General features: G+C 64.3%; 20 protein-coding genes. 1 reads left to right on the forward strand and 19 read right to left on the reverse strand.

The window, feature by feature from the left end; genetic code table 11:
• Positions 1-14 precede the first annotated feature (14 nt).
• The 12 genes from G3N98_RS21600 to rfbB all read right to left on the reverse strand — a co-directional run bounded on the left by G3N98_RS21600 (position 15) and on the right by rfbB (position 15,513).
• Positions 15-1,166 (reverse strand): glycosyltransferase family 1 protein, encoded by a 1,152-nt coding sequence (locus G3N98_RS21600; protein ID WP_089472273.1) that lies wholly within the window; start codon positions 1,164-1,166, stop codon positions 15-17.
• The gene (locus G3N98_RS21605) at positions 1,163-2,080 is read right to left on the reverse strand and encodes an NAD-dependent epimerase/dehydratase family protein (RefSeq protein WP_206149179.1); all 918 of its coding nucleotides are present in this window, start codon (positions 2,078-2,080) and stop codon (positions 1,163-1,165) included. Before G3N98_RS21605 ends, G3N98_RS21600 begins: the two co-directional genes overlap by 4 nt.
• Positions 2,058-3,092: a GDP-mannose 4,6-dehydratase gene (gmd, locus tag G3N98_RS21610; RefSeq protein ID WP_089472271.1), complete on the reverse strand. Its 1,035-nt coding sequence runs from the start codon at positions 3,090-3,092 to the stop codon at positions 2,058-2,060. The genes G3N98_RS21605 and gmd overlap by 23 nt, the downstream gene beginning before the upstream one ends.
• Before the next feature lie 15 nt (positions 3,093-3,107).
• Positions 3,108-6,818: a glycosyltransferase gene (locus G3N98_RS21615; RefSeq protein ID WP_206149180.1), complete on the reverse strand. Its 3,711-nt coding sequence runs from the start codon at positions 6,816-6,818 to the stop codon at positions 3,108-3,110.
• Positions 6,818-8,287 (reverse strand): methyltransferase domain-containing protein, encoded by a 1,470-nt coding sequence (locus tag G3N98_RS21620; protein WP_256991355.1) that lies wholly within the window; start codon positions 8,285-8,287, stop codon positions 6,818-6,820. The genes G3N98_RS21615 and G3N98_RS21620 overlap by 1 nt, the downstream gene beginning before the upstream one ends.
• On the reverse strand, positions 8,254-9,474 hold the full coding sequence (locus G3N98_RS21625) for an ABC transporter ATP-binding protein (protein WP_089472268.1): 1,221 nt from the start codon (positions 9,472-9,474) through the stop codon (positions 8,254-8,256). The genes G3N98_RS21620 and G3N98_RS21625 overlap by 34 nt, the downstream gene beginning before the upstream one ends.
• Entirely contained in the window at positions 9,474-10,268 is a 795-nt protein-coding gene (locus G3N98_RS21630) for an ABC transporter permease (RefSeq protein ID WP_089424667.1), read from the reverse strand. Before G3N98_RS21630 ends, G3N98_RS21625 begins: the two co-directional genes overlap by 1 nt.
• Complete coding sequence (locus G3N98_RS21635) at positions 10,268-11,716, reverse strand: mannose-1-phosphate guanylyltransferase/mannose-6-phosphate isomerase (RefSeq protein ID WP_089424666.1); 1,449 nt, start codon at positions 11,714-11,716, stop codon at positions 10,268-10,270. The genes G3N98_RS21630 and G3N98_RS21635 overlap by 1 nt, the downstream gene beginning before the upstream one ends.
• A gap of 402 nt (positions 11,717-12,118) precedes the next feature.
• The gene (gene rfbD / locus G3N98_RS21640) at positions 12,119-13,003 is read right to left on the reverse strand and encodes a dTDP-4-dehydrorhamnose reductase (RefSeq protein WP_241026020.1); all 885 of its coding nucleotides are present in this window, start codon (positions 13,001-13,003) and stop codon (positions 12,119-12,121) included.
• Positions 13,004-13,010: 7 nt separating this feature from the next.
• Complete coding sequence (gene rfbC, locus G3N98_RS21645; protein ID WP_206149182.1) at positions 13,011-13,562, reverse strand: dTDP-4-dehydrorhamnose 3,5-epimerase; 552 nt, start codon at positions 13,560-13,562, stop codon at positions 13,011-13,013.
• Positions 13,547-14,440, reverse strand: a complete 894-nt coding sequence (gene rfbA, locus G3N98_RS21650) for a glucose-1-phosphate thymidylyltransferase RfbA (protein ID WP_089424663.1) — start codon at positions 14,438-14,440, stop codon at positions 13,547-13,549. Before rfbA ends, rfbC begins: the two co-directional genes overlap by 16 nt.
• Before the next feature lie 11 nt (positions 14,441-14,451).
• Positions 14,452-15,513: a dTDP-glucose 4,6-dehydratase gene (gene rfbB, locus G3N98_RS21655; protein WP_206149183.1), complete on the reverse strand. Its 1,062-nt coding sequence runs from the start codon at positions 15,511-15,513 to the stop codon at positions 14,452-14,454.
• 341 nt (positions 15,514-15,854) lie between these two features.
• Between rfbB and G3N98_RS21660 the strand changes: the two genes are divergently transcribed.
• The gene (locus G3N98_RS21660; RefSeq protein ID WP_206149184.1) at positions 15,855-16,694 is read left to right on the forward strand and encodes a symmetrical bis(5'-nucleosyl)-tetraphosphatase; all 840 of its coding nucleotides are present in this window, start codon (positions 15,855-15,857) and stop codon (positions 16,692-16,694) included.
• Between the two features lie 32 nt (positions 16,695-16,726).
• Here the strand turns inward: G3N98_RS21660 and G3N98_RS21665 are convergent, their stop codons facing one another.
• The 7 genes from G3N98_RS21665 to G3N98_RS21695 all read right to left on the reverse strand — a co-directional run.
• A complete protein-coding gene (locus G3N98_RS21665) occupies positions 16,727-17,584 on the reverse strand; it encodes a lysophospholipid acyltransferase family protein (protein WP_089472264.1) in 858 nt (285 codons plus the stop codon).
• Positions 17,585-17,603: 19 nt separating this feature from the next.
• Entirely contained in the window at positions 17,604-18,884 is a 1,281-nt protein-coding gene (locus G3N98_RS21670; RefSeq protein ID WP_089424659.1) for a dihydroorotase, read from the reverse strand.
• A gap of 52 nt (positions 18,885-18,936) precedes the next feature.
• Positions 18,937-19,968: an aspartate carbamoyltransferase catalytic subunit gene (locus G3N98_RS21675; RefSeq protein WP_006476735.1), complete on the reverse strand. Its 1,032-nt coding sequence runs from the start codon at positions 19,966-19,968 to the stop codon at positions 18,937-18,939.
• 73 nt (positions 19,969-20,041) lie between these two features.
• Complete coding sequence (pyrR, locus tag G3N98_RS21680) at positions 20,042-20,554, reverse strand: bifunctional pyr operon transcriptional regulator/uracil phosphoribosyltransferase PyrR (RefSeq protein WP_039361132.1); 513 nt, start codon at positions 20,552-20,554, stop codon at positions 20,042-20,044.
• Entirely contained in the window at positions 20,541-20,990 is a 450-nt protein-coding gene (ruvX, locus tag G3N98_RS21685) for a Holliday junction resolvase RuvX (protein ID WP_011351144.1), read from the reverse strand. Before ruvX ends, pyrR begins: the two co-directional genes overlap by 14 nt.
• A complete protein-coding gene (locus G3N98_RS21690; protein ID WP_011351143.1) occupies positions 20,987-21,565 on the reverse strand; it encodes a YqgE/AlgH family protein in 579 nt (192 codons plus the stop codon). The genes ruvX and G3N98_RS21690 overlap by 4 nt, the downstream gene beginning before the upstream one ends.
• A gap of 182 nt (positions 21,566-21,747) precedes the next feature.
• A partial coding sequence (locus tag G3N98_RS21695; RefSeq protein ID WP_206149185.1) for a hypothetical protein occupies positions 21,748-22,676 on the reverse strand: 929 nt, incomplete at its 5' end.

A 22,676-nucleotide genomic window follows, 5' to 3' on the forward strand; every position in this document is an offset into this window, starting at 1 on the left:
CGAAGCGAATTGACTCATGAATAACGCGTCCCGCGCAGAACGGCTTCGTACACGGCCACCGTCTTCTCGGCGCATGCCGACCAGTTCAGTTCCCGCGCACGCGCGAGTCCGGCTCCGCGGAGCATATCGGCCTTGCCCTCCTGCTCGACGATCATTCTCATTCCGTCCGCTATCTCGTCGGTACGAGACGGATCGACCAGAATCGCCGCATCGCCCGCGACTTCGGGAACGGATGTCGTGCTGGACGCCACGACCGGTAATCCCGACGCGAAGGCTTCCACGACAGGCAGCCCGAAACCTTCGCACAGCGACGCGAACACGAGCGCGCTGGCCGACTGCATCAGCGCGCGCACGTCGTGATCGGGCAGATACTGGAGCCAGCGAACGTTGCCGTCACCGCCCGCGCCCAAACGCGCGACGAGTTGCTCGCAGCCCCACCCGGCGCGTCCGACGATGACCAGCGGTATCGCACGGCGCAGGTCCGCCGGCAAGCTCGCGTGCGCGTCGAGTACCCGCTCGAGATTCTTCCGCGGTTGCAGCGTCCCCACACACAGGAAGAATTGCGCCGGCAAGCCAAGCCGCTTCAGTACTTCGGCGCGCTCGGCCTGATCGATCCGTTCGAAGAAACGAGGATGCACGCCCAGCGGAACGACGGAAATCCGTTCCGGCGCGATGCCGAAATGCTCGACGATTTCCCGCTTCGAATAATCGGAAATCGTGATCACATGATCAGCCCAGGTTCCAGAGCGGCGCAATAACCAGCGGCGCAGCGCCGCCAGTCGGATCGTCGTCCATTCCGGATGCGACAGCGGAATTGCGTCCATCAGCGTCGCGATGACCGGTGCCGAAGACAGTTTGGGAATCAGGTGATCCGTCGCATGGAACACGTCCACGCTTTCTGCGCGCAGCGCCCTTTCGTCGATGGACGTCCAGGGTGTCACCGCGCCCAGCACCGTCGCGACCTCATGCCGACCGAGATTGACCGGCGGCCGAGCCCCTGGAAACACATCGTTGCCGGCAACCGCACCGAAGCCGGCGGGAACGAGACCGATCCCGCCCCGCGCCAGCAGCGCCCGCCCCAATTCGCGCGTATACGAACCGATGCCGTCAACACCGCCATGCGCACTGCTCCGGGCAAGCGCAGTCGTGCCGAAACCTACCTTCACCCACGCCCTCCGCCAAACATCCAGCGCAGCGTGCTTTCCAGCGGAATATCCTCGAGCGGCCCGACTGCGGCCTGCAACCGCGTGCCGTCGCCCTGCAATCGGCGCACTTCATTCGCGCGCACGAAAGCCGGATTGACGCGCACCTCGATCGAGTAGCCGGCGATCTGCTCCATCAGCGCGATCACCGACTTCAACGACACCGCCCGGCCTGAGCAGACGTTGAACACGCCGCCGGCAGGCGCGAGTTGCAGCAGGCGCCTGTACGCGTCCACCACGCGGCGCACGTCGGAAAAATCGCGCTCGACATCGATGTTGCCGAGCTCGATCACGCGCTCGCCGCGCTGGAAATGGCCGACGATCTTCGGCAGCAGGAACTGCGGTGACTGGCCAACGCCCGTGTAGTTGAACGGGCGTGCGACGACGATCGGCAACTTGTCGTGCCAGAGGCGCGCCATGTACTCCATCGCCAGCTTGCTGACCGCGTAATCGTTCGCCGGATTCGGCTCAACGGATTCGTCGATCACCTCGACCGCCGCATTGCCGTAGATGTTGGCGCTGCTGGCCAGCAGCACCGCCTTCGGACGGTTTTCCCGGTTCGCGAGCGCCTCCAGCAGGTTGCGCGTGCCGACCACGTTCGTGCGATAGATCGCGTCGGCATCGCCGTGCGCAACGAACGCGATCGCGGCAAGATGCGCGACCACGTCGGGCTGCACGTCGGCGACGACTTTCGCCAGTTCCGCGCGGTCGCACAGATCCACCCGATACATGTCGGACCCGATCGCTTCGGCACCGTGCGCGGTGCCGAACACACGATAGCCGGCGGCCCTCAGCGACTGCGCCAGATAGTCGCCGGTAAAGCCGCCGAGCCCCGTGACCAGCGCGCGCGGCGCGTCAGAACGAGAAGCCACGTTCATTGCGTCGCAGATCCGCTTCAACCATCATCGCGCACAGCTGCTCGAGCGTCGTCTTCGGCTCCCAGCCCAGCTTCTGCTTCGCCTTCTCCGGATTGCCGATCAGCAGGTCGACCTCGGCCGGGCGATGGAACTTCGGATTGACGCGAACCACCGTCTTGCCGGTTGCGACATCGACGGCGATCTCGTTCACATCGCTGCCCTTGAATTCGAGGTCGACGCCGGTCGCCTTGAATGCCATGCGCACGAAGTCGCGCACGGTTTCGGTACGGTTCGTGGCCAGCACGAACGTATCCGGTTCGTCGGCCTGCAGCATGCGCCACATACCTTCGACATATTCCTTCGCAAAGCCCCAGTCGCGCTTCGCGTCCATGTTGCCCAGTTCGAGCACGTCGAGCTGGCCGAGCTTGATCTTGGCGACGGAATCGGTGATCTTGCGCGTGACGAATTCGCGGCCGCGCAGCGGCGATTCGTGATTGAACAGGATCCCGCTGCAACCAAAGATGTCGTAGCTCTCGCGATAGTTCACCGTGATCCAGTGCGCATACAGCTTCGCCACGCCATACGGGCTGCGCGGATAGAACGGCGTCGATTCGATCTGCGGAATCGCCTGCACCTTGCCGAACATTTCGGACGTGCTTGCCTGGTAGAAGCGAACCTTCGGATTGACGATGCGGATCGCCTCGAGCAGGTTCAGCGGACCGACGCCGGTGATCTCGGCGGTCGTGACCGGCTGGTCGAACGACACGCCGACGAAGCTCTGCGCCGCGAGGTTGTACACCTCGGTCGCGCCGGTCGTCTGCAGCAGGCGAATGCTCGCCGACAGGTCGGTCAGGTCGTATTCGACCAGGTGCAGGTTCGGATGCTTGGCGATGCCCAGCTCTTCGATACGCCAGAAATTCACCGAGCTGGTGCGACGATAGGTACCGTAAACGGTGTAGCCCTTGTCGAGCAGGAGTTCGGCGAGATAGGCGCCGTCCTGGCCGGTGATGCCGGTGATGATGACTGTCTTCATAGTGATGCTCTTTCCTTACGAAAGTGATGCGCTTTTTGTAAAAAGCTTCGCCAGGTCGCGAGAACTTTGGGCCCAGGTCAAATAAGCCATGCCTTCGGACGAAGGCGCCTGCCCCCTGCTTTCAAGTTCCAGCCAGGCGTTGATTTCAACGGCCAGATCCTGCCCGGTCTCACTGGAGAAATAATAGGCGTGATCTCCCGCGACTTCCCGAAACACGGGGATATCCCGGGCAATGATGGAAATCCCGTGTTGAGCCGCCTCGATCAGCGGAAGGCCGAAGCCCTCTCCGTATGAGCCGGCGATCAAGCACGACGATGCGGCGTAAAGCGCTTCCAGATATTCGTCGCTGATACCCTCCAGCCAGAACAGGCGCCGGCCGAGTTCTGGATGCCTCTTCAGCCGCGGGACCAGATCCCCTACCAACCAGCCTTGCTTGCCCACCAGGACAAGATTGACCTGCCGATTTTCCTGCCACAGCCGTTCGAATGCATCCAGGATCTGCGCATGCCCCTTGCGAGGCTCCAGCGTCCCGACCATCAGGAAGGACGGTGATTTCTTCAGCGTCGCCAGCAAGTTCCCGGCATCGGCGGGAAGCCCCGTCGATGCGACGGAATTTTGAATATCCGCACCCAGGTGGAACCAGTCGATCGCGAAGCGGGCTGCGCGCTCCGGCGCATGTTGCGCCATCCATCGAGCCAGATCGCCCGCGACGGCCTCCGAAATGCAGAACGCACCGTCGCTCTCCGCGACGACGTCCAGCCACTTGGCGAAATTCTCGGCAACGCCGGGACCGAAATATTGGGGCAGGAAAATACACAGCAGGTCGTACACGACAAACTTGACCTGCACGCCCTGGTGCCGGAGCTTCTGGTAGAACGCCCGCTGCGCAGGCACGAGCTCTGGCGCGAGGTCCAGGCCGAGAAAGATGTCGCCGGGCCCGTAATCGACAGGCGCATCATGCAGCCACGCGTCTTCGAAACCCATCAGCTCGGCGGTGAATCGGCGGGCATAAGTATACGACTGCGCCGCCGTCGCATAAACCGGCTCCACCCTGAACCCGGGGGGGGGATGCTCCAGCCATTCCTTGACAAGACTCCTCACCACCCGCTGGATGCCACTTTTCGCATCGTGTTGAGCGAGCTCGGAGATATCCACCAGCAGTTGCCGCTTCGCATTGCGCGGCACGACGTTCCGGGCCATGGCCGCCGCGGCCTGCTGCAACTGGTTGTCCTCGGCTGTGCCGGCCTCTGCGACGACTGCGCGCGCCAGTATCGCGGGATGCGCCAACCCTGCAACATGGAAGCGCTCGATTGCATCGCGATACGCTTGCGCACACAGATCCGGAGCGTGGCGGCTCACGATGAGCTCCCGCGCGGTACGACCCAGTTTCGTCCGCAACTCGGTATCGGTGCGCAAGGTTTCCAGCGCCTCGACGAGTTGCGGCTCGGTAAATGCGTCTGGCAGTTTCCATACGGCGGCGTCGTCAAGGTCGGCCATGCTGCCATTCGCGTTGACGATGACGGCCTTGCCGTAATTCATGCAATCCAGCACAGTGCCGGACGTTTCGCCTCTGGACAGGGTTCGCAACTGCACACCGACGTCGGCAGCCGCGAGATACTGGCGGAAAATCGAAATATCCGCCCAGCCCGTGATCCGCACGTTGGCGGTCGAACCGAGCTCGCGGATCAGGCGCGACACGTCCTGCCCGTATTGCCCCGGATTGTTCTCGCCGACAAACACCAGATGACAGGTCGCGTCCTTTGCCAGACACGATGCAGCCCATGCCTTCAGCAATTGCAGGTTCAGCTTCATCGGCCCCAGCAATCCGAACGCACAGACCAGATAGTCGCTTTCCGCAATACCGAGTGCGGCGCGCGCGCCAGCCCGGTCGAGGTCGACATCGTTGTCTCGCATGTGGGGAATTTCGACCCAGTCGCCAAGGTCGCCGCCATACCAGCGCATGGCCTGGCGCTTCGAATTCCCGGAGTGGACGATCAGGCCCAGGCTCTTCTGAATCACCTCCAGGCTGCACGGATACTTCCAGACGACATCCGCCGGATCCGCTTTTTGATGGCGCTCGGCCAGGCTGGCGTAGCCGTGGTCCTCATACAACGCCTGCGACAGGCCACCCGGCCGCCATCCCTGGCCGTCCATTTCCGCAACGATGCCCGACAGGAAAAAGTCATGCAGGACCACCACTCCGGGAATGACATCCAGAAGCGGAAACATGTAGCGATGGAAGGACGAATTGCCGAAGTGATAGACCACACGGTCATACAAGCCGGCATGGTCAAGGAACCACTGAGCAGACCTTACCATCACGCCATCGAACTGCGGATTCCCAGCGGTATCCGGATCGACGATGACATCGATATCGTAGAAATGCGCAAGCTCAGGCAGCAGTTCGGCACTGTAGTCCGCTATGCCGGTGCGAGCAGGCGGCAGCGGAGAAACATAGGCGAGCTTCGGGCGCCGCGACTCCTGTCGATGCGCGGGCTGCTTGCCCCGAACATGCCACTGCTCCATGGCTGCAATGGTGCGGCGTGCGCTTTCATCCCACGAGAAGCGGCGCGACTGCTCTTTCCCGTGCCGAATCAATGCTTCGCGGAACGGCGCATCGGTCAGACCGCGACGTATTGCGTCGGCAATCGCCGCGTCGGAATGCGGATCGAACAATGCATCATCCCAACCGATGACTTCCGGCAAGCTGGACGTGTTGGCGCCGATGACGGGCGCCCCGCAGCGCATCGCCTCCAATGCGGGCAAACCGAAACCCTCGTGCCACGACGGGAACACAAACAGCGTGCACAGGTTGTAGAAATACAGCAAATCCTCGTCCGGCACGAAGCCTGTCAGCACCACCTCACCCTGGCTCAGGCCATGCTGCTGTGCCAAGCGCTCGAGTTCCTGCCGATTCGCGGGCTGCACCGAGCACACAATCGCCAATTGGTGATCACGTCGTACCGCTTCAGGCAAAAGCGCATAGGCCCGAATCAGGCCTTCGACGTTCTTGCGGTGATCGATGCCGCCGGTGTACAGGACAAACGGTTTCGTCAGCCCGTATTGCTTGCGCAACGTCGCTTCCCGTTCCGGGGAAACGTCGATGGACTGGAATGCATCGTCTGCGTCGGTGCCGATGTTGATCGAGCAGTCTGCGGGCAGTCCCAGGTACTTGATGCCCTCTTGACGCGAGGACTCCGAAATACCCAGCCACAAATCAGCCCGGCGCAAATGGTCGACCTTCTCCAGATACCAGGACTTGATGACCGGATTGTTCAGGTACGGATCGGGGTTGATATACGGAATCAGGTCGTAAAGCGTGACCGCGACCGGAATATCGTGCTGCAGTCGATGGACGCTCGTGACCGCATCGTCGCCAAGCCCCTCGAACAAACTCGTGACATAGATGAAATCCGGCTTCAATGTACACAGGAACGACTCGAATCCCAGTTCCGCCGCATGCCGCCGCCAATCGTTCGATTTTTCAACGTGCGAAACAGGGGCTGCGGCGTGCCAGACCCGAATGTTCTCGAGCGGCAGCACATGTGAAAACGCCTCGCGAATGGGCTCAATGGTCTCGGGAAACAGGTCGCTCAGCGCCAGAAAGATCTCGTGCTCTCCACGATTGCGCACCAGGCCTTTTGCAATCGCCTGGGTGTAACGGCCGATGCCTCGATTGCGCGAACCGGTGCTCTGCGCACCTTGCATATCGATGACGATCCGCATTACGCCCCCTCCTTCTTGCTGTAGCTCTTCGCTGCAAATGCCAATGCAGCATGAATTTGTTGCGCGCGCGGACTCAGACTCTCCGGCGGCACGTCGGGTCGTGCGGAATAGGGACGCACCGTCCCGGAAACAACGGGAATCAGCCGTTGCTTGAGACCGGGAAAACGGTTGAGCACGGAAACGGCGAACCGCCTGAACGAAGGGTGCTCGTCGCCGAATCGTGCAGTCTGCTGAATGACGCGCTTGAGTCCGGCCTTGAAAACCGTCTTCCCTTGCCCCTTCAGCACGAGCGCGACGATCCGAAGCGGGCGGGTGATTTTCCACGACGTGCTGTGATACATCGCATGCAGTTGCGCATTCGCCTGATGCATCATGGCCTCGGCCTGTTCGAGGCGTGCCTGCAATTCGAGTACCTGGCGCTCGACATGCTGGCGCTCTCCGTCCACCAGTTGGTTTCGCTCCTCGACCAGTTGGTTTCGCTCCTCGACAAGTTGGCTGCGCTCATCGACAAGCTGGCGTCGCTCGTCAGCCAGCCGGTTTCGCTCTTCGACGCGCTGATAGCGCTCCTCTGCGAACTTCAACTGCTCGGTCACCGTCTGCAGCCGGTCGACCAGCTCGCTCCACCGCTCTGCGGAAAGCCGCAGCGCCTCCTCCGCACGCTCCACCCTCGCGTCGACATGAGAAAGATTCGAGGCCAGCCGTGTTTCGTAGCGATCCGCAAGGACATCGATCGTCAGGCCGTAATCGGCATCGAATGCCGCGTCGAACGCGCCTTGCGTCGAACTGGCCGCCTTCTGCGCAACGATCGCGTAGTCGGGACTCACGCTACCGAGGATGTTCAGCAGGTGAACCTTCGTTTCCGCATCGTGCAATACCTCGGGCTCCTGAAGACGCACGACCTTGACGCGATCGAACCCGGCGTGTTCGGCAACGAACGAAAGGAGCATCGGAGGCACCGGCTTCTGGTGCGACGGATCGATGTAGAAGTTGCACGTCGCCACAGCGATGTTTTCCGGATTGGGCGTCTCGAGAATGAGCAGGCCACCGGGCTTCAACACGCGCAGCGCTTCGCTCACGAGCGTCTTCAATTGCTCGAAGCTCACGTGTTCGACGACGTGAAACGCCGAGATCAGCGCATGGCTGTCCGAGTCAAGCGTCGCGAGATGCTCGATCGCGTCGCCCTTCGATACCGGCAGATTTCGCTCACGGCACGCTTCGAGCATTTCGTCGTCGAGATCCACACCCGACGCGACAAAACCGGCTTCGATCATCAGTTCCAGCCACTCGCCGCGGCCGCACCCGACATCGAACGTCATCGCGCCGGGGTGCAACGCCGCCAGTGGCTGAAAGAACGCCGCGTACTTCGCCAGCCGGCTTTTGATCAGATCTCGCGACCCGCGATGCCGGTCCTCGAACGCACGATAAAAACTGTCCACTACGGCAAACTCCTCACCGTCGTCGGCAGCCACGCCACACCGACGAAATCATCCATCTTTATGTTCACGACATTGAACACCAGCGCGTGATCGCGCCACTGGTAGTTATTTGCAAGATGCGCATCGCCCGTATGCAGTGCAACGGCAACCGAATAGCTGCCCACGCCGATATTCGCCGTGAATTCGAAATGCAATTCCACCATCTGGCCTTCGGCAAGATCGACCAGCACCTGCTTCAGGTGATAGGTGTTCGTTCCGAACACCGTCTGCCCGAGCCTGTCCTTGATCATGTACCCGACGACCAATTCGGGAATCGCCTTGACGCATTTGACCTTGACGCGCAACGCGACTGGCTGCGCGACGCCGATGATCTCGACGGGCTGGCCTGACCGATCGAGCAGCGTAACCTCGTCGATCAGTGCCTCGCCGGTTCCAGAAACGGTCTGCACCGCGCCACTGTCCAGCTTTTCCTGCCTGACCTCACTGTTCTCACGATCGGCCAGCATCGCGTTGTAGTAGTCCATGACCGCTTCGGGCGGCCCCTCCATCTCCAGCCGCCCCGCATTCAGCAGGATCGCGCGGTCGCAGATTGCCTGAATCGCGGCTTTGTCGTGTGCAACGATCAACAGCGTCGTGCCCTGCTTGCCGAACTCGCGGATGCGGTCGAAGCTCTTGTGCTGAAAATACGCATCGCCGACCGACAGCGCTTCGTCGACAATCAGCACGTCGGGCCTGCGAGCCGTCGCGACGCTGAACGCAAGACGCATCTGCATACCGCTGGAGTACACGCGCACCGGCTGATCGATGTATTCGCCGATTTCGGCAAACGCTTCGATCTCCGGCATCATCGCGGTCAGTTCGTCGACGCTGTAGCCCAGCAACTGACCGGCCATCATCACGTTCTGGCGCCCGGTGAAGTCCGGATGAAACCCCATCCCGAGCTCCAGCAGTGCGGCGACGCGCCCGGTCATCGACACGCTGCCAACAGTCGGCTGCGTGGTCCCGACGATCATTTTCAGCAGCGTGCTCTTGCCCGCGCCGTTGATGCCGATGATGCCGATCGCCTCGCCGGCGCGCACCGAAAAATTCACGTCGCGCAGCACCCAGTGCAGCTTGTGATGCTCCTTGCGACGCGGGTCCATCCACTCGACGAGACGTGACCAGCGTGTCGGGTACTGCTTGTAGGCCTTGCCCAGATTGGTAACGGTAATGGTGCCCATCAGAGTTCATCCACCATTTCGCCCGCATGCTTGCGGAACAGGCCCAGGCCAAAAAGACACAGGACGATACCCAACACGGCCGGCAGCCAGAGCGCCTGCCAGTCCGGCCATACGCGCTGCACCAGTACGACCTGGAACGACTGGATCACCGGCGCCATCGGATTGAATCGCATCGCGGACTTCACGCTATCCGGCAAAATGTTGACCGAATAGACGATCGGCGTCAGCCAGAACCAGAAATTCAGCACGATTCCGAAGAACTGCCCGACATCACGGAAAAATACATTCAGCACGCCCAGCGTGACGCCAAGGCCGATCGCGAACAGCGTCATCACCAGCAGCACCGGAAAAATCGCGAGATACGAAATGCCGGGGAAATTCCCGGTGATCACCAGGAATGCAGTGAACAGCGCGAAGACGATCACGAAACTGACCAGCGCGTTGGCGACCACGATCACCGGCAGACACAGCCGCGGAAAGCTCAGCTTTTTCAGCAGGTTGGCGTTGTCGATGAAAGCAGTCTGCCCTCGGCTGACGACTTCCACGAACATGGCCCATGGCAGAACGCCGGCGCACAGGTGAACGCTGTACGCGAAGGTGCTGTCCACGCCTGGCAACCGGGCATGCATGACCCGCGAAAAAATCACCGTATAGACGACGATCATCGCAAGCGGATTGAGGACGGTCCATGCTGCGCCCAGCAGGGAATTACGGTACTTGGACTGAAATTCCCGCTTGACGCTTCCCAGAATGAAGCCGCGATAGGCCCACAGGGCTCTCAGCATGCCCAGCATCAAGCCCGCCCGTATACATCTTGGAAACGAACGATGTCGTCCTCTCCCAGATACTCGCCGCTCTGCACCTCGATCATCACCAGGTCCAGCACACCCGGATTCTCGAGGCGGTGCTTGTGCCCCGCAGGAATATAGGTGGACTCGTTGGTCCGGACGAAAATCTCCTGATCGCCGTTGACGACCTTGGCCATCCCGCTCACGACGATCCAGTGCTCGCTGCGATGGTGGTGCATCTGAAGGCTCAGGCTCGCACCCGGCTTGACTTCGATCCGCTTGATCTTGAACCGCGGCCCCTCTTCCAGCACCGTGTAGGTACCCCACGGGCGGCTCACGGTGCGGTGCAGCTTGTACGCGTCGTGATTACGTTTCTTCAGCCGGGCGACCACCTGCTTCACATCCTGCGCGCGGTCAGGATGGGCGACCAGCAATGCGTCCGGCGTATCGATGATCATCAGGTCGGCCACGCCGACCGACGCCACGACGCGATCCTGCGTCTGCACGTACATGTTGCGGCTGTCGACGAAGATCGCATCGCCGACGGCCCGGTTGCTGTCCTGGTCAGGCTCGACCAGGTCGCGCACCGCGCCCCACGAGCCGATGTCGCTCCAACCGAAGCTGGCGGGCACCACCGCCACGTTCGACGAGCGCTCCATCACTGCATAGTCGATCGAGATGTCGGGCATCTTCTCGAACGATTCGGCGGGAATCTCGAGCATTTGCGTCGACGTCTTGTTGGCTTCCTGCAGCGCCGCCCAGCATGCTTCGGCGGCCGCGGCGACGTCCGGGGCATGGCGGGCCATCTCGTCCAGAATGACGCCGGCCTTGAAACAGAACATGCCCGAGTTCCACAGATAGTTGCCCGCTGCCAGGTACTCCGCCGCCTTCGCCGCATCCGGCTTCTCGACGAAGCGCAGCGCCGCTCGGCCGGCTCCGACAGGCTCGCCTGCCTCGATATAGCCGAAGCCGGTATCCGGGCTCGTCGGCACGATGCCGAACGTCACCAGCCGGCCCTGCTTCGCCAGTTCGGCTGCGCTCGCGACAGCGGCCACGAAACCCTTCTGGTCCTGCACCAGGTGATCGGCCGCGAGCACCAGCATCAGTGCGTCGCGCCCGTATTTTTCAGCGACATGATGCGCAGCCATTGCCACGGCGGGCGCCGTGTTGCGACCGGCCGGCTCGAGCATGAACACGCCGGGCCGCTGTTCGCCGAGCGCCGCGCTCACGAACTCGTCCTTGCTCATGAAGTAGTAGTCGCGGTTGGTGACCGTCAGCAATTCTCCGCCCTGGGCGTCGTCACCGCCGCCGACCGCCGCGGCAGCGCGACGGTAGGTTTTCAGCAGCAGACTCTCGCCATCGGCGAGCTTCATGAACGGTTTGGGATGCCCTTCGCGAGAGACGGGCCAAAGTCGCGTACCGGCACCACCGGACAGGATGACGGGGATTAACATCACATTCACTCCACATTTAGTATTCGCTGGCGAAGCCAACACCTTCGCCACTTGCATCCATACACCGGCCGGCATGGTTGCCAGCCGGTCATGCGAGACCCGGCCGGAACGGAATTATAGCCGGCACCACTCCCACCGAAAACGGCGGTTGACCCGGGACGGCCGCCAGACAAGGCCCGAACGCGCACGCAGCGCGACCGTCGTGCCCCTGCTCGGTCCTGATCGGCAGCCAAACCACCGGGTCACGTACCCGAGCGTTACCAATCGGTCACTTAAAACTCGCCGAAAGCACCAGAACGGTCGCTGCGTCAAGCCTGGCAACGCCCTCCGGGCCGAGAGCCGGCCTCCGCGACCGCCATCCGGGCTTCGCCCGCCAGACGGTCAGCCCGCTCCAGGACAGGATCATTCGGCTAGACACAGCGCCAGCGCATCGCGCCAGTCAGGCATCCGCAGTCCGAACGTCGCGCCCAGCTTGTCCATCGCCAGTCTCGAATTCGCAGGCCGTTTTGCCGGCGTCGGATAGTCGCTCGACGCAATAGGCACGATTTTCGGTGCATGCGATGCCATGGCGACCGCGAAGATGGCTTCGGCGAAACCGCACCACGACGTCGCGCCGGCCGAGGTCAGGTGATAGACGCCGGAGCGGCGCGCCCACCAGTCGGTCCCGGTCGATGCCGTGCCCTGCGCGACGATGTGCGACGTGGCAGCGGCGATCGTCTTCGACCAGGTCGGTGCACCGACCTGGTCCGCGACAATCCGCAGCTCGGGGCGCTCGGCACCCAGCTTCAGCATCGTCAGCAGGAAGTTCCTGCCGCGCCGGCCGTACACCCAGCTCGTTCGCAGAATCAGATGCGCGCACCCGGTCGCCGCAATCGCCCGTTCGCCGTCACGCTTGGTCGCGCCATAAACGTTGGCGGGATTCGTCGCATCGGTTTCCGTATACGCCTCGGTGTTCGTACCGTCGAACACGTAGTCGGTCGAATAGTGAATGAGCGCGCCGCCGCTGCGCGCCATCTCCTCCGCGAATACACGCGGCAGGTCGGCATTCAGGCGGCGTGCAGCATCGACGTCGGTCTCCGCCTGATCCACCGCGGTATACGCGGCAGGGTTGACGATCAGGGACGGCTTCACGTCCCGCACGAACGTGCGCACGCGCTCGAGATCGGACAGATCGAGTGTCGACCTGTCACACGACACCACACGCCCCAGCCCCTGCAGCGTCCGCAACAGCTCGAAACCAACCTGCCCGTTCACACCCGTCACGAGGATCGTCGGTGAGGCGTTCATGTCGCCTTTACGCATAGACGTCGGATTCGCTCAAACGCTTGCCGGCCGCGTCCTTCGATGCCAGGACCGGCTCGCCGTCGATCGGCCACGCGATTCCAATCTCCGGGTCGTTCCAGATGATGCTGCGCTCGTGCTCGGGAAACCAGTAATCGGTGGTCTTGTAAAGGAATTGCGCGGCCGCCGACAACACGACGAAACCGTGCGCGAAACCGGGCGGCACCCAAAGCTGACGATGGTTGTCCGCCGACAGAACCATGCCGACCCACTTCCCGAAATTCGGCGAGCTGCGGCGAATGTCCACCGCCACATCGAATACCTCGCCTTCGATCACGCGCACGAGCTTGCCCTGCGCATGTTCGATCTGGTAATGCAGCCCGCGCAGCACGCCCTTCGTCGATCGCGAATGGTTGTCCTGGACGAATTCGACGTCGGCCCCGACGCCTTGCGCGAACTCGCGCCCGTTGAAGCTTTCGTAGAAATAACCGCGCGTGTCGCCGAAGACCTTCGGCTCGATGAGCTTGACTTCGGGCAGTGCCGTTGCCGTTACGTGGATTGCCATGCGACCTGGTGGGTGAGTAGGTTCCGGAGATACTGTCCGTAGGCGTTCTTCGCGAGCGGCTGTGCCAGCTTCAGCACCTGCTCCGCGTCGATCCAGTTGCGGCGGTACGCGATCTCCTCGGGACACGCGACCACGAGCCCTTGACGCTTCTGCAGCGTCGCGATGAACGTCGCCGCCTCGATCAGCGAATCGTGCGTGCCTGTATCGAGCCACGCATAGCCGCGCCCCATGATCTCGACATTCAATGCACCGTCCGCGAGATACCGTGAATTGACGTCGGTGATTTCCAGTTCGCCGCGCGCCGACGGCTTGATGTCTGCCGCGATGTCGCACACGCGGTTGTCATAGAAGTACAGCCCGGTAACCGCATACTGCGAACGCGGCTGCGCGGGCTTCTCCTCGATCGACAGCGCGCGGAAGTTCCGATCGAACTCCACCACGCCGTAACGCTCGGGGTCGTGCACGTGATAGGCGAACACGGTCGCGCCTGCATCGCGCTCGTTCGCGCGCTCGAGCTGCTTCGCGAGATCGTGCCCGTAGAAAATGTTGTCGCCGAGAATGAGCGCCGAAGGATCGTTGCCGACAAAGGTCCGGCCGATGACGAACGCCTGCGCAAGTCCGTCCGGCGACGGCTGCGTCGCATACGCGATATTCATACCCCACTGGCTGCCATCACCGAGCATCGACTCGAAGCGCGGCGTGTCCTGCGGTGTCGAGATGATCAGCACGTCCCGAATGCCCGCGATCATCAGCGTCGACAGCGGGTAGTAGATCATCGGCTTGTCGTACACCGGCAGCAACTGCTTCGATACCGCGTGTGTAATCGGATACAGCCGTGTGCCTGAACCGCCGGCGAGAATGATGCCCTTGCGTGCCATCGCCACTCCTGTCAAACGCGCTCTGCGTAGTTGGTCTCGACCCACTTGCGGTATTCGCCCGAAGCCACCTCGTCAGACCACGCCTGGTTTTCGAGATACCAGGCGACGGTCTTCGCGAGGCCGGTCGCGAACGTCTCGGCCGGCTTCCAGCCCAGCTCACGCTCCAGCTTGCGCGCGTCGATCGCATAACGGCGATCGTGCCCCGGGCGATCCTTCACGTACGTGATCTGGTCGCGATATGAGCCTTGCGCCATGGGTCGCGCGTTGTCGAGCAGATCACACAGCGTATGCACGACGTCGAGGTTCGTCATTTCGTTCCAGCCGCCGACGTTGTAGGTCTCGCCGGGCGTGCCGCGCGCGAGCACTTCGCGAATCGCGCTGCAGTGATCGCCGACGTACAACCAGTCGCGCACGTTCTGGCCATCGCCGTAGACGGGCAACGGCTTCCCGGCGAGTGCATTCGCGATCATCAGCGGAATGAGCTTTTCGGGGAACTGATACGGACCATAGTTGTTCGAGCAATTCGTCGTGAGCGTCGGCAGGCCGTACGTATGATGATAGGCACGCACCAGGTGATCGGAGCCCGCTTTCGTCGCCGAGTACGGGCTGTTGGGCGCATAGGGCGTCGTTTCGGAGAACTGCGGGTCGGTGGCGGACAGCGAACCGAACACTTCGTCGGTCGACACGTGCAGGAAACGGAAGGCTGCTCGTTCCGCATCGGGCAACGCGCTCCAGTAATGACGCGCGGCCTCGAGCAGTGTAAACGTACCGACCACGTTGGTCTGAACGAACTCGGCCGGACCATGAATGGAGCGATCGACATGGCTTTCCGCCGCGAAATGCAGAATCGCGCGCGGCCGATGCGCGGCAAGCAGCGCGTCGAGCGCCGCACGGTCGCAAATGTCGACGCGGGCAAATATGTGCTTCGAGCTTCCGTTCAGCGATTGAAGCGTACGAAGGTTGCCTGCGTAGGTCAGTTTATCGACATTGAGTACGGCCTCGTCGGATTGACGCAGCCAGTCGATTACGAAATTGGCACCGATAAAACCCGCGCCGCCCGTCACCAGGATCATGAGGCCCCCTCTAGTCATACATGGCGGGCCTCAAGCCCGAGCCGCCACGAATTCTGAACGCGGCAACGTCACCGTGCGCGCCCCTAAGGCGGGCATTCTAACTGCTGACCGTAACCGTCAAAGTCATGAAATGCTAATTTTGTTGCGAAGCGGTCGATTATAAGAAGCGACACGGCCCAAAGGCCACGTCGCTAACAACTTGATACAGTGTGCCGGACCCGCAAAATCTTAAGATTTTCGATTCAAATCAATACGTTAAAATCTCACAAACAGCCCGGGCCACATTCCGGCAACCATCCCTTTTTCCGTCGCGCGCCAAGATTTGTAACAACTCGCCTCTCATGACCCACACCCCCATCGCCATCGGCGACATCCAAGGCTGTCATTCCGCTTTCCAGTCTTTGCTCGAAAAGCTTTCGGCCCCCGCCGACACGCCGCTGTGGATCGCCGGCGACGTCGTCAACCGCGGCCCGGACTCCCTCGCCTCGCTACGCGCACTCGTCGAACTCGGCCCGCGCGCGACCGTCGTGCTCGGCAATCACGACTTGCACCTGCTCGCGGTCTCCGCCGGCCTGCGCACCGAGCGCCCGGGCGACACCATCGGCGAGATCCTCGACGCGCCCGACGCCGACGCGCTGCTCGACTGGGTCCGCCATCGCCCGTTCGTGCATGCGGAGAACGGGATGCTGCTCGTGCACGCAGGCGTGCTGCCGCAGTGGGATGATACGCTCGTGCTCGAGCTCGCCGACGAGCTCCAGCGCGCGCTGCGCGCACCCGACTGGCGCGACACGCTGCAGAAGCTGTACGGCAACGAGCCGAACCAATGGAGTCCGAACCTGAAAAAACGCGACCGGATGCGCGTCGCGTTCAACGCATTCACGCGCGTGCGCTTCTGCACACCCGACGGTGCGATGGAATTCAAAGCGAACGGCGGTCCCGACAGTGCGCCGCCCGGCTACCTGCCGTGGTTCGACGTACCGGGGCGCCGCACGGAGGACGTGACGGTCGTGTTCGGCCACTGGGCCGCGCTCGGCCTGATGGTGCGCGAGAACGTCGTCGCGCTCGATTCGGGGTGTGTGTGGGGTAACCAGCTGTCGGCCGTGCGGCTGACGGCCGATCCGGCGCAGCGCACGGTCACGCAGGTGCAGTGCGAAGCGTGCCGCGCGCCGGGCGGAGAGTGATTACGGACTGATTCGCGGGACCGGGAAGCGAGTCAACCCTCGCGCCCCGGCACCGGTGCGTCGGCCGCCTCATGCCCTGCCGCGCCGGCGCCAACCTCGGTCGCAGGATAGGCATGTTTGGCCAATTCCGCGAGCGACTCGGCCGTCGGTTTGCCGACGTTCGCCTGCAGCTTCACGAGCGCAGCCCCGATCGCATCGCGCGCCGCCGCGGACGTCGCCCGCCGGTCGCCGCCCGGCGCGATCGGTTCACACACGTAAAGGTGCGCGACGAGCGGGCCGCCGCGCAACACCATGTCGAGCGACGTGCCCAGCGCCAGCTCGCCTGTGTAGGCCGGCGCGACCGACTGCCGCCCGTGCGCGTCCTCGTACATCAGGCAGATCGGCTGCACCGCGCAGCCGGCCGATACCGCGGCCTGGAACAGGTTCGCGTGGAATGGCAGCAGTTCCTGCCCGTCGGTCGTCGTCCCTTCCGGAAACACGCACATAAGCCCGCCGTTGCGCAGGCGCTCGGCCATCTCGTGCATGACGCGCATCGCCTCGGTGCGCTTCTCGCGCTGCAGGAACACGGTATCGAGCTTCTCGGCGAGCCAGCCCACCACCGGCCACTGCCGCACCTCGGCCTTCGACACGAACGGCGTCGGCCGCCACGCGTTGACCGTGTAGATATCGAGCCACGACACGTGATTGCCGACCACGAGCGCGCTCGCGTCGAGCCGCGCGCTGTCGTTATGGACGACGAGGCGCATCCCGCAAATCCGCAGCAGCTTGAGCGACCAGCGGCGTATCAGCTCGGCGCGGCGCGCGGGCGTGACGTGCGAAAAACGCAGCGCGACGATCGCCATGCCGCGCAACAGGTGAAAGACGAGACGCAGCTTGCGAATGGCAATCATGGCGATAGTCCGGCGTGGTTCAGTGGCGCTCGAACGCGACCTGCCCGGCCACGAGCGTCGCGCGCACGGTGGCCGGCAGTTCGTAGCCGAGGAACGGCGAGTTGTGGCCCTGGCTCTTCAGCGCCCGCGGCTCGACCCGCCAGTGCGCGCGCGGGTCGAACACGCACAGGTCGGCCGCGCCACCTTCGGTGAGGCGGCCGGCCGGCAGCTTCAGCACGTCGGCCGGTGCGGACGTGATGCGGCGCAACGCCTGCGCAAGCGGCGTACGCGTCTCGTCGGCCCACTTCAGCGTCAGCGACAGCAGCAGCTCGAGCCCGGTCGCGCCCGGCGTCGCTTCGCCGAACGGCAGCAGCTTCTCGTCGTCGTCGACCGGCGTGTGGTCGGAGCAGATCGCATCGATCGTGCCGTCGGCGAGCGCCACGCGAATCGCTTCGCGATCGCGCTCGCTGCGCAGCGGCGGATCGAGCCGGAACTGCGAATCGAAGTAGCCGATGTCGACGTCGATCAGGTGCAGGTGGTTCACGCCGACGTCGCAGGTCACGGGCAGCCCCTCGGCCTTCGCCTCGCGCACGAGCGCGAGGCCGGCCGCCGACGACAGCCGTGCGAGGTGCACGCGTGCGCCCGTCACGCGCATCAGTTCGAAGATCGTGTGCAGCGCGATCGTCTCGGCCGCGACCGGCACGCCGGACAGCCCGAGCCGCGACGCCAGCGCACCGCTCGCGGCGACACCGCCGCGACCGATGAAGGCGTCTTGCGGGCGCAGCCACGTGGTGTAGCCGTAGGTGCTCGCGTACTGCAGCGCACGCAGCAGCACCTGCGTGTCGCGCACCGGCACGTTGGCGTGCGTGAACCCGACACAGCCGGACTCGGTCAGCGCGACCATCTCGGTGATCACCTCACCCTTGAGGCCGACCGTCAGCGCGCCGAGCGGATGCACGTTCGCCTGGTGCAGGTTGCGCGCGCGGAACTTGAGCATCTCGACGAGGCCCGGCTCGTCGAGCACGGGGTCGGTATCCGGCGGGCACACGAGGGTCGTGACACCGCCCGCGACAGCCGCGGCCATCTCGGACGCGAGCGTCGCCTTGTGCTCATAGCCGGGCTCGCGCAGCCGCGCGCACAGGTCGACGAGGCCGGGCGCGACGATCAGGCCCGCCGCGTCGATCGTGTTGTCCGCGTTGAAACCGGCCGGCGCCGCCGTGCCGAGCGCGGCGATCTTGCCGTCCGCGACGAATACGTCGGCCTGCTGCTCGGTGCCGGCGACCGGGTCGATCAGCGTGCCGCCTTTGATATGAATCTTCATGCGCTGTCTGTGAATGCGTTGATTGCGTGAATAAGGAGGCGCGAAAGCGGGCTCAGTCGCTGTTGCCGGCGACGATGCCCATCACCGCCATCCGCACGGCGATGCCGAACGTGACCTGGTTGAGGATCACCGACTGCGGGCCATCGGCGACCTGCGAATCGATCTCGACGCCGCGGTTCATCGGGCCGGGGTGCATCACGATCGCGTCGGGCGCGGCGAGCGCGAGGCGCTCGGGCGTCAGGCCCCACGTCTTGAAGTATTCCTGCGCGGACGGCAGCAACGCGCCGCTCATCCGCTCGTTCTGCAGGCGCAGCATGATGATCACGTCGACGCCCTTCAGCCCTTCGTCGAGGTTGTGGAACACCTTCACGCCCATCTGTTCGAGCCCGCCCGGCAGCAGCGTGCGCGGGCCGATCGCGCGTACTTCCGGCACGCCGAGCGTGGTGAGCGCGTGGATGTCGGAGCGCGCGACGCGCGAATGCAGGATGTCGCCGACGATCGCCACGCGCAGCTTCGTGAAGTCGCGCTTGTAGTGACGGATCGTGTACATGTCGAGCAGGCCCTGCGTCGGGTGCGCGTGGCGGCCGTCGCCGGCGTTGATCACGTGCACGTGCGGTGCGCAGTGCTCGGCGATCAGGTACGGCGCGCCGCTCGACGCGTGACGCACGACGAACAGGTCGGCATGCATCGCCGACAGGTTGTTGATCGTGTCGAGCAGCGATTCGCCCTTGCTCGTCGACGACGCATTGATGTTCAGGTTCAGCACGTCGGCCGACAGGCGCGTCGCGGCGATCTCGAAGGTCGTGCGCGTGCGCGTCGAGTTCTCGAAGAACAGGTTGAACACGGACTTGCCGCGCAGCAGCGGCACCTTCTTCACTTCACGGTCCGTCACGCTGACGAACTGCTCGGCCGTATCGAGGATGTGGTTGACGATCGAGCGCGGCAGGCCCTCGATCGACAGCAGGTGCTTCAGCTCGCCGTTTTTCGTGAGCTGCGGGTTGCCCTTCAGGAAGCCGTAGCGGAACCGGTCGGGGCTCGCGGCCGCAGCGGGATTGCCGGTGCGGCCAGTGGTGTCGGTGGTCATGGTGTGCGTGATTCCAACTATGCAAACGGGCCGCGGTGCAAACCAGCGGCCCGGGATACGGTTCGCGTGTCGTTCAGGCGCCGTGCGCCTCGACGCGCAGCGTGAACTGCGCATCGTCGCGTGCGAGCACGAGCGTCGCGCCGGCCGGCACGTCGAGCGCGCCGCCCGCGAAGCGCGCGGCGACCGGCAGCTCGCGGCCGCCGCGATCGGCGAGCACCGCGAGCTCGACGGCGGCCGGACGGCCGTAGTCGAACAGCTCGTTGAGTGCCGCACGCACGGTGCGCCCGGTAAACAGCACGTCATCGACGAGCACGATGCGCGCGCCGTCGATTTCGAACGGCAGCGACGTCGGGCTGGCCTGGCTGTGCAGCCCCTTCTTCGCGTAATCGTCGCGGTGCAGCGCGACGTTCACGACGCCGAACGCCGGCGCACCGAGATCGCGCGCGAGGCGCTCGGCAAGCCATGCGCCGCCGCTGTGAATGCCGGCGAGCCGCGGGCCGCCCGGTTCGGCGAAAGCCGTGCCGTACGCGGCGCGGATCTGGTCGAGCAGGACGCGGTAAAGCGCCTCGGCGTCAATGGTGCTCATGGTCGGACAATTGATCGAGATACTGTTGAAGGATGACGCGCGCGGCCTCGGCATCTAGCATCTCGGCCCGTGCGCGGCCGCGCACGTTGCGCTCGCGCAGCCCGGCCTCGGCCTCGACCGACGAATAGCGCTCGTCGACCCACGTGACGGGCAGCCCGAAGCGGCCGTTCAGCTGGTTGCCGAAGCGCTTCGCCTGCTGCGTCATGTCGTGCGGCGTGCCGTCCGGATGCATCGGCAGGCCGACGACGAGCGCGTCCGGCCGCCATTCGGCCAGCAGGTCGCCGACCGCCTTGAAGCGGTGTTCGCGGTTCAGGTTCTGGATCACGACGAGCGCACGGGCCGAGCGCGTCAGCGCATTGCCGACCGCGACGCCGATACGTTTTTCGCCGTAGTCGAACGCGAGGAGCGTCGCATCGCGCGCGCTCGCGCCACTCATGCGTGCCCTGCTTCGCCGGACAGCATCGACGAGCTGACGCCGAGCAGGCCGAGTGCGGCTTCGAAGCGCTCTTCGGCCGGCGTGTCGAACACGATGCGCGGATCGGCGGCCACGGTCAGCCAGCCGTTGCGGGAAATTTCTTCCTCGAGCTGCCCTGCTCCCCAGCCCGCATGGCCGAGCGTCAGCAGGAAGCGTTTCGGGCCGGTGCCCGTCGCGACCGCCTCGAGCACGTCCTTCGACGTGGTCATCTCCAGCCCGCCCTCGACGGACATCGACGAGTTGTAGCTCGCGCCCTCCACCGGCTCGTGCAGCACGAAACCGCGCTCGGTCTGGACCGGGCCGCCGAAGTACACCGGGATGTGCAGCAGCGGCTCGATGTCGAGCTTAAGGTCGATGCGGTTGAACAGCGATTCGAGGTCGATGTCGGTAGGACGATTGATGACGAGGCCGAGCGCACCGCGCTCGCTGTGATCGCAAAGATAGACCACCGTTCCCGAGAACGTCGGATCGGCCATGTTCGGCATGGCGATCAGGAACTGGTTGGTGAGATTGATGCGATCGGAAGGCTTTGACATGGTTTGAATTTTAGCAAAGACGCCGCGGCCTGACCGGGCCGCGATCAACAAGCAACGCCGCACCGCGCTGGCAACGGCGCGCACGGATCACACGGCACTCTAACACGCGCGCGGGCGCTGTCGGCAGCGTGTTGCGGGCCCGCACGGCAAGGGCCGCCGGCGCGTGTTCGTCCCCTTCTTCGTCAGGCCCGGCCGAGCGCCGCGCCGAGCGCGCCGGACGCCGCCGTGAGGTCCGGCGGCGCAACGCCGGCTGCAATCTTCAGCAGCGCCGCGCGCAGCATGTCGGACGCGTGGCCGTGCGCATCGATGCCGCCGTCGGCGAGCGGCACGCCGTGCGCCGCACGCCGCCACGCGAGGCCAAGCGTGTCGGCCAGGAGCGCCGCGTGGCCGAGCCCGAGCGCGCACGCGGCCGTGCCGACCCGGTAAGCGGCGCCGGACGCATGCCATGCGGCACCCGCGTCGGCTCTCGCCGGATCGGCCGCGAGGTCGACCATCGACGCATCGGCCGTCTGCAGGAAATCCTCATAGGCATGCGCATTGACCGTCACGACGCCGAGTGCGCGAGTCGGCGCGGCGGCAACCGCGTCGCGTTCGGCCCGGGCGGCGTCGGCCTCCCACAGCGCTTCCGACGCGGGCGTATCGGCGACGTGCCAGTCGACCGTCAATCCGTAGTCGTGCAGCACGTCGACGAGCGCGACATCCTCGGCCGCGGCGCCGAACAGCGCGAAATCGCGCCACAGCAGCGCCACCGTCTCGCGCACGAGTTCGGGCGGCGCACTGCGCCGGCCCTGCGCGTGCTCGCCGAGCAGCAGGTTCGTCCGCGCGAGAAAGCGCTTCAGCTCGGGCGCGCCGCTGGCGCGCAATGCGCGCACGCATGCGGCCGCAAGCCGCCAGAAATCGTATGGATCGTCGCTGGCGAGCGCGGCCAGCATCGCGTCGAGTTCGTCGAGTGCCGCGTCGGGCGCGCCGTGCTCCGCTCGCAGCACACCAAGCAACGCCTGTTCGTAGCGGGCACGAATCCGGGTCGCGAACGCGTCGGGCAGCGCGCAGATCGCGGCGGGCGGGACCGCGCGTCCGACGAGCGCGGGGGGCTGCAGGGGCGGCGGCGCGG

Source organism: Burkholderia sp. Tr-20390 (genome assembly GCF_017104595.1).
In the GTDB taxonomy this organism is placed as follows: domain Bacteria; phylum Pseudomonadota; class Gammaproteobacteria; order Burkholderiales; family Burkholderiaceae; genus Burkholderia.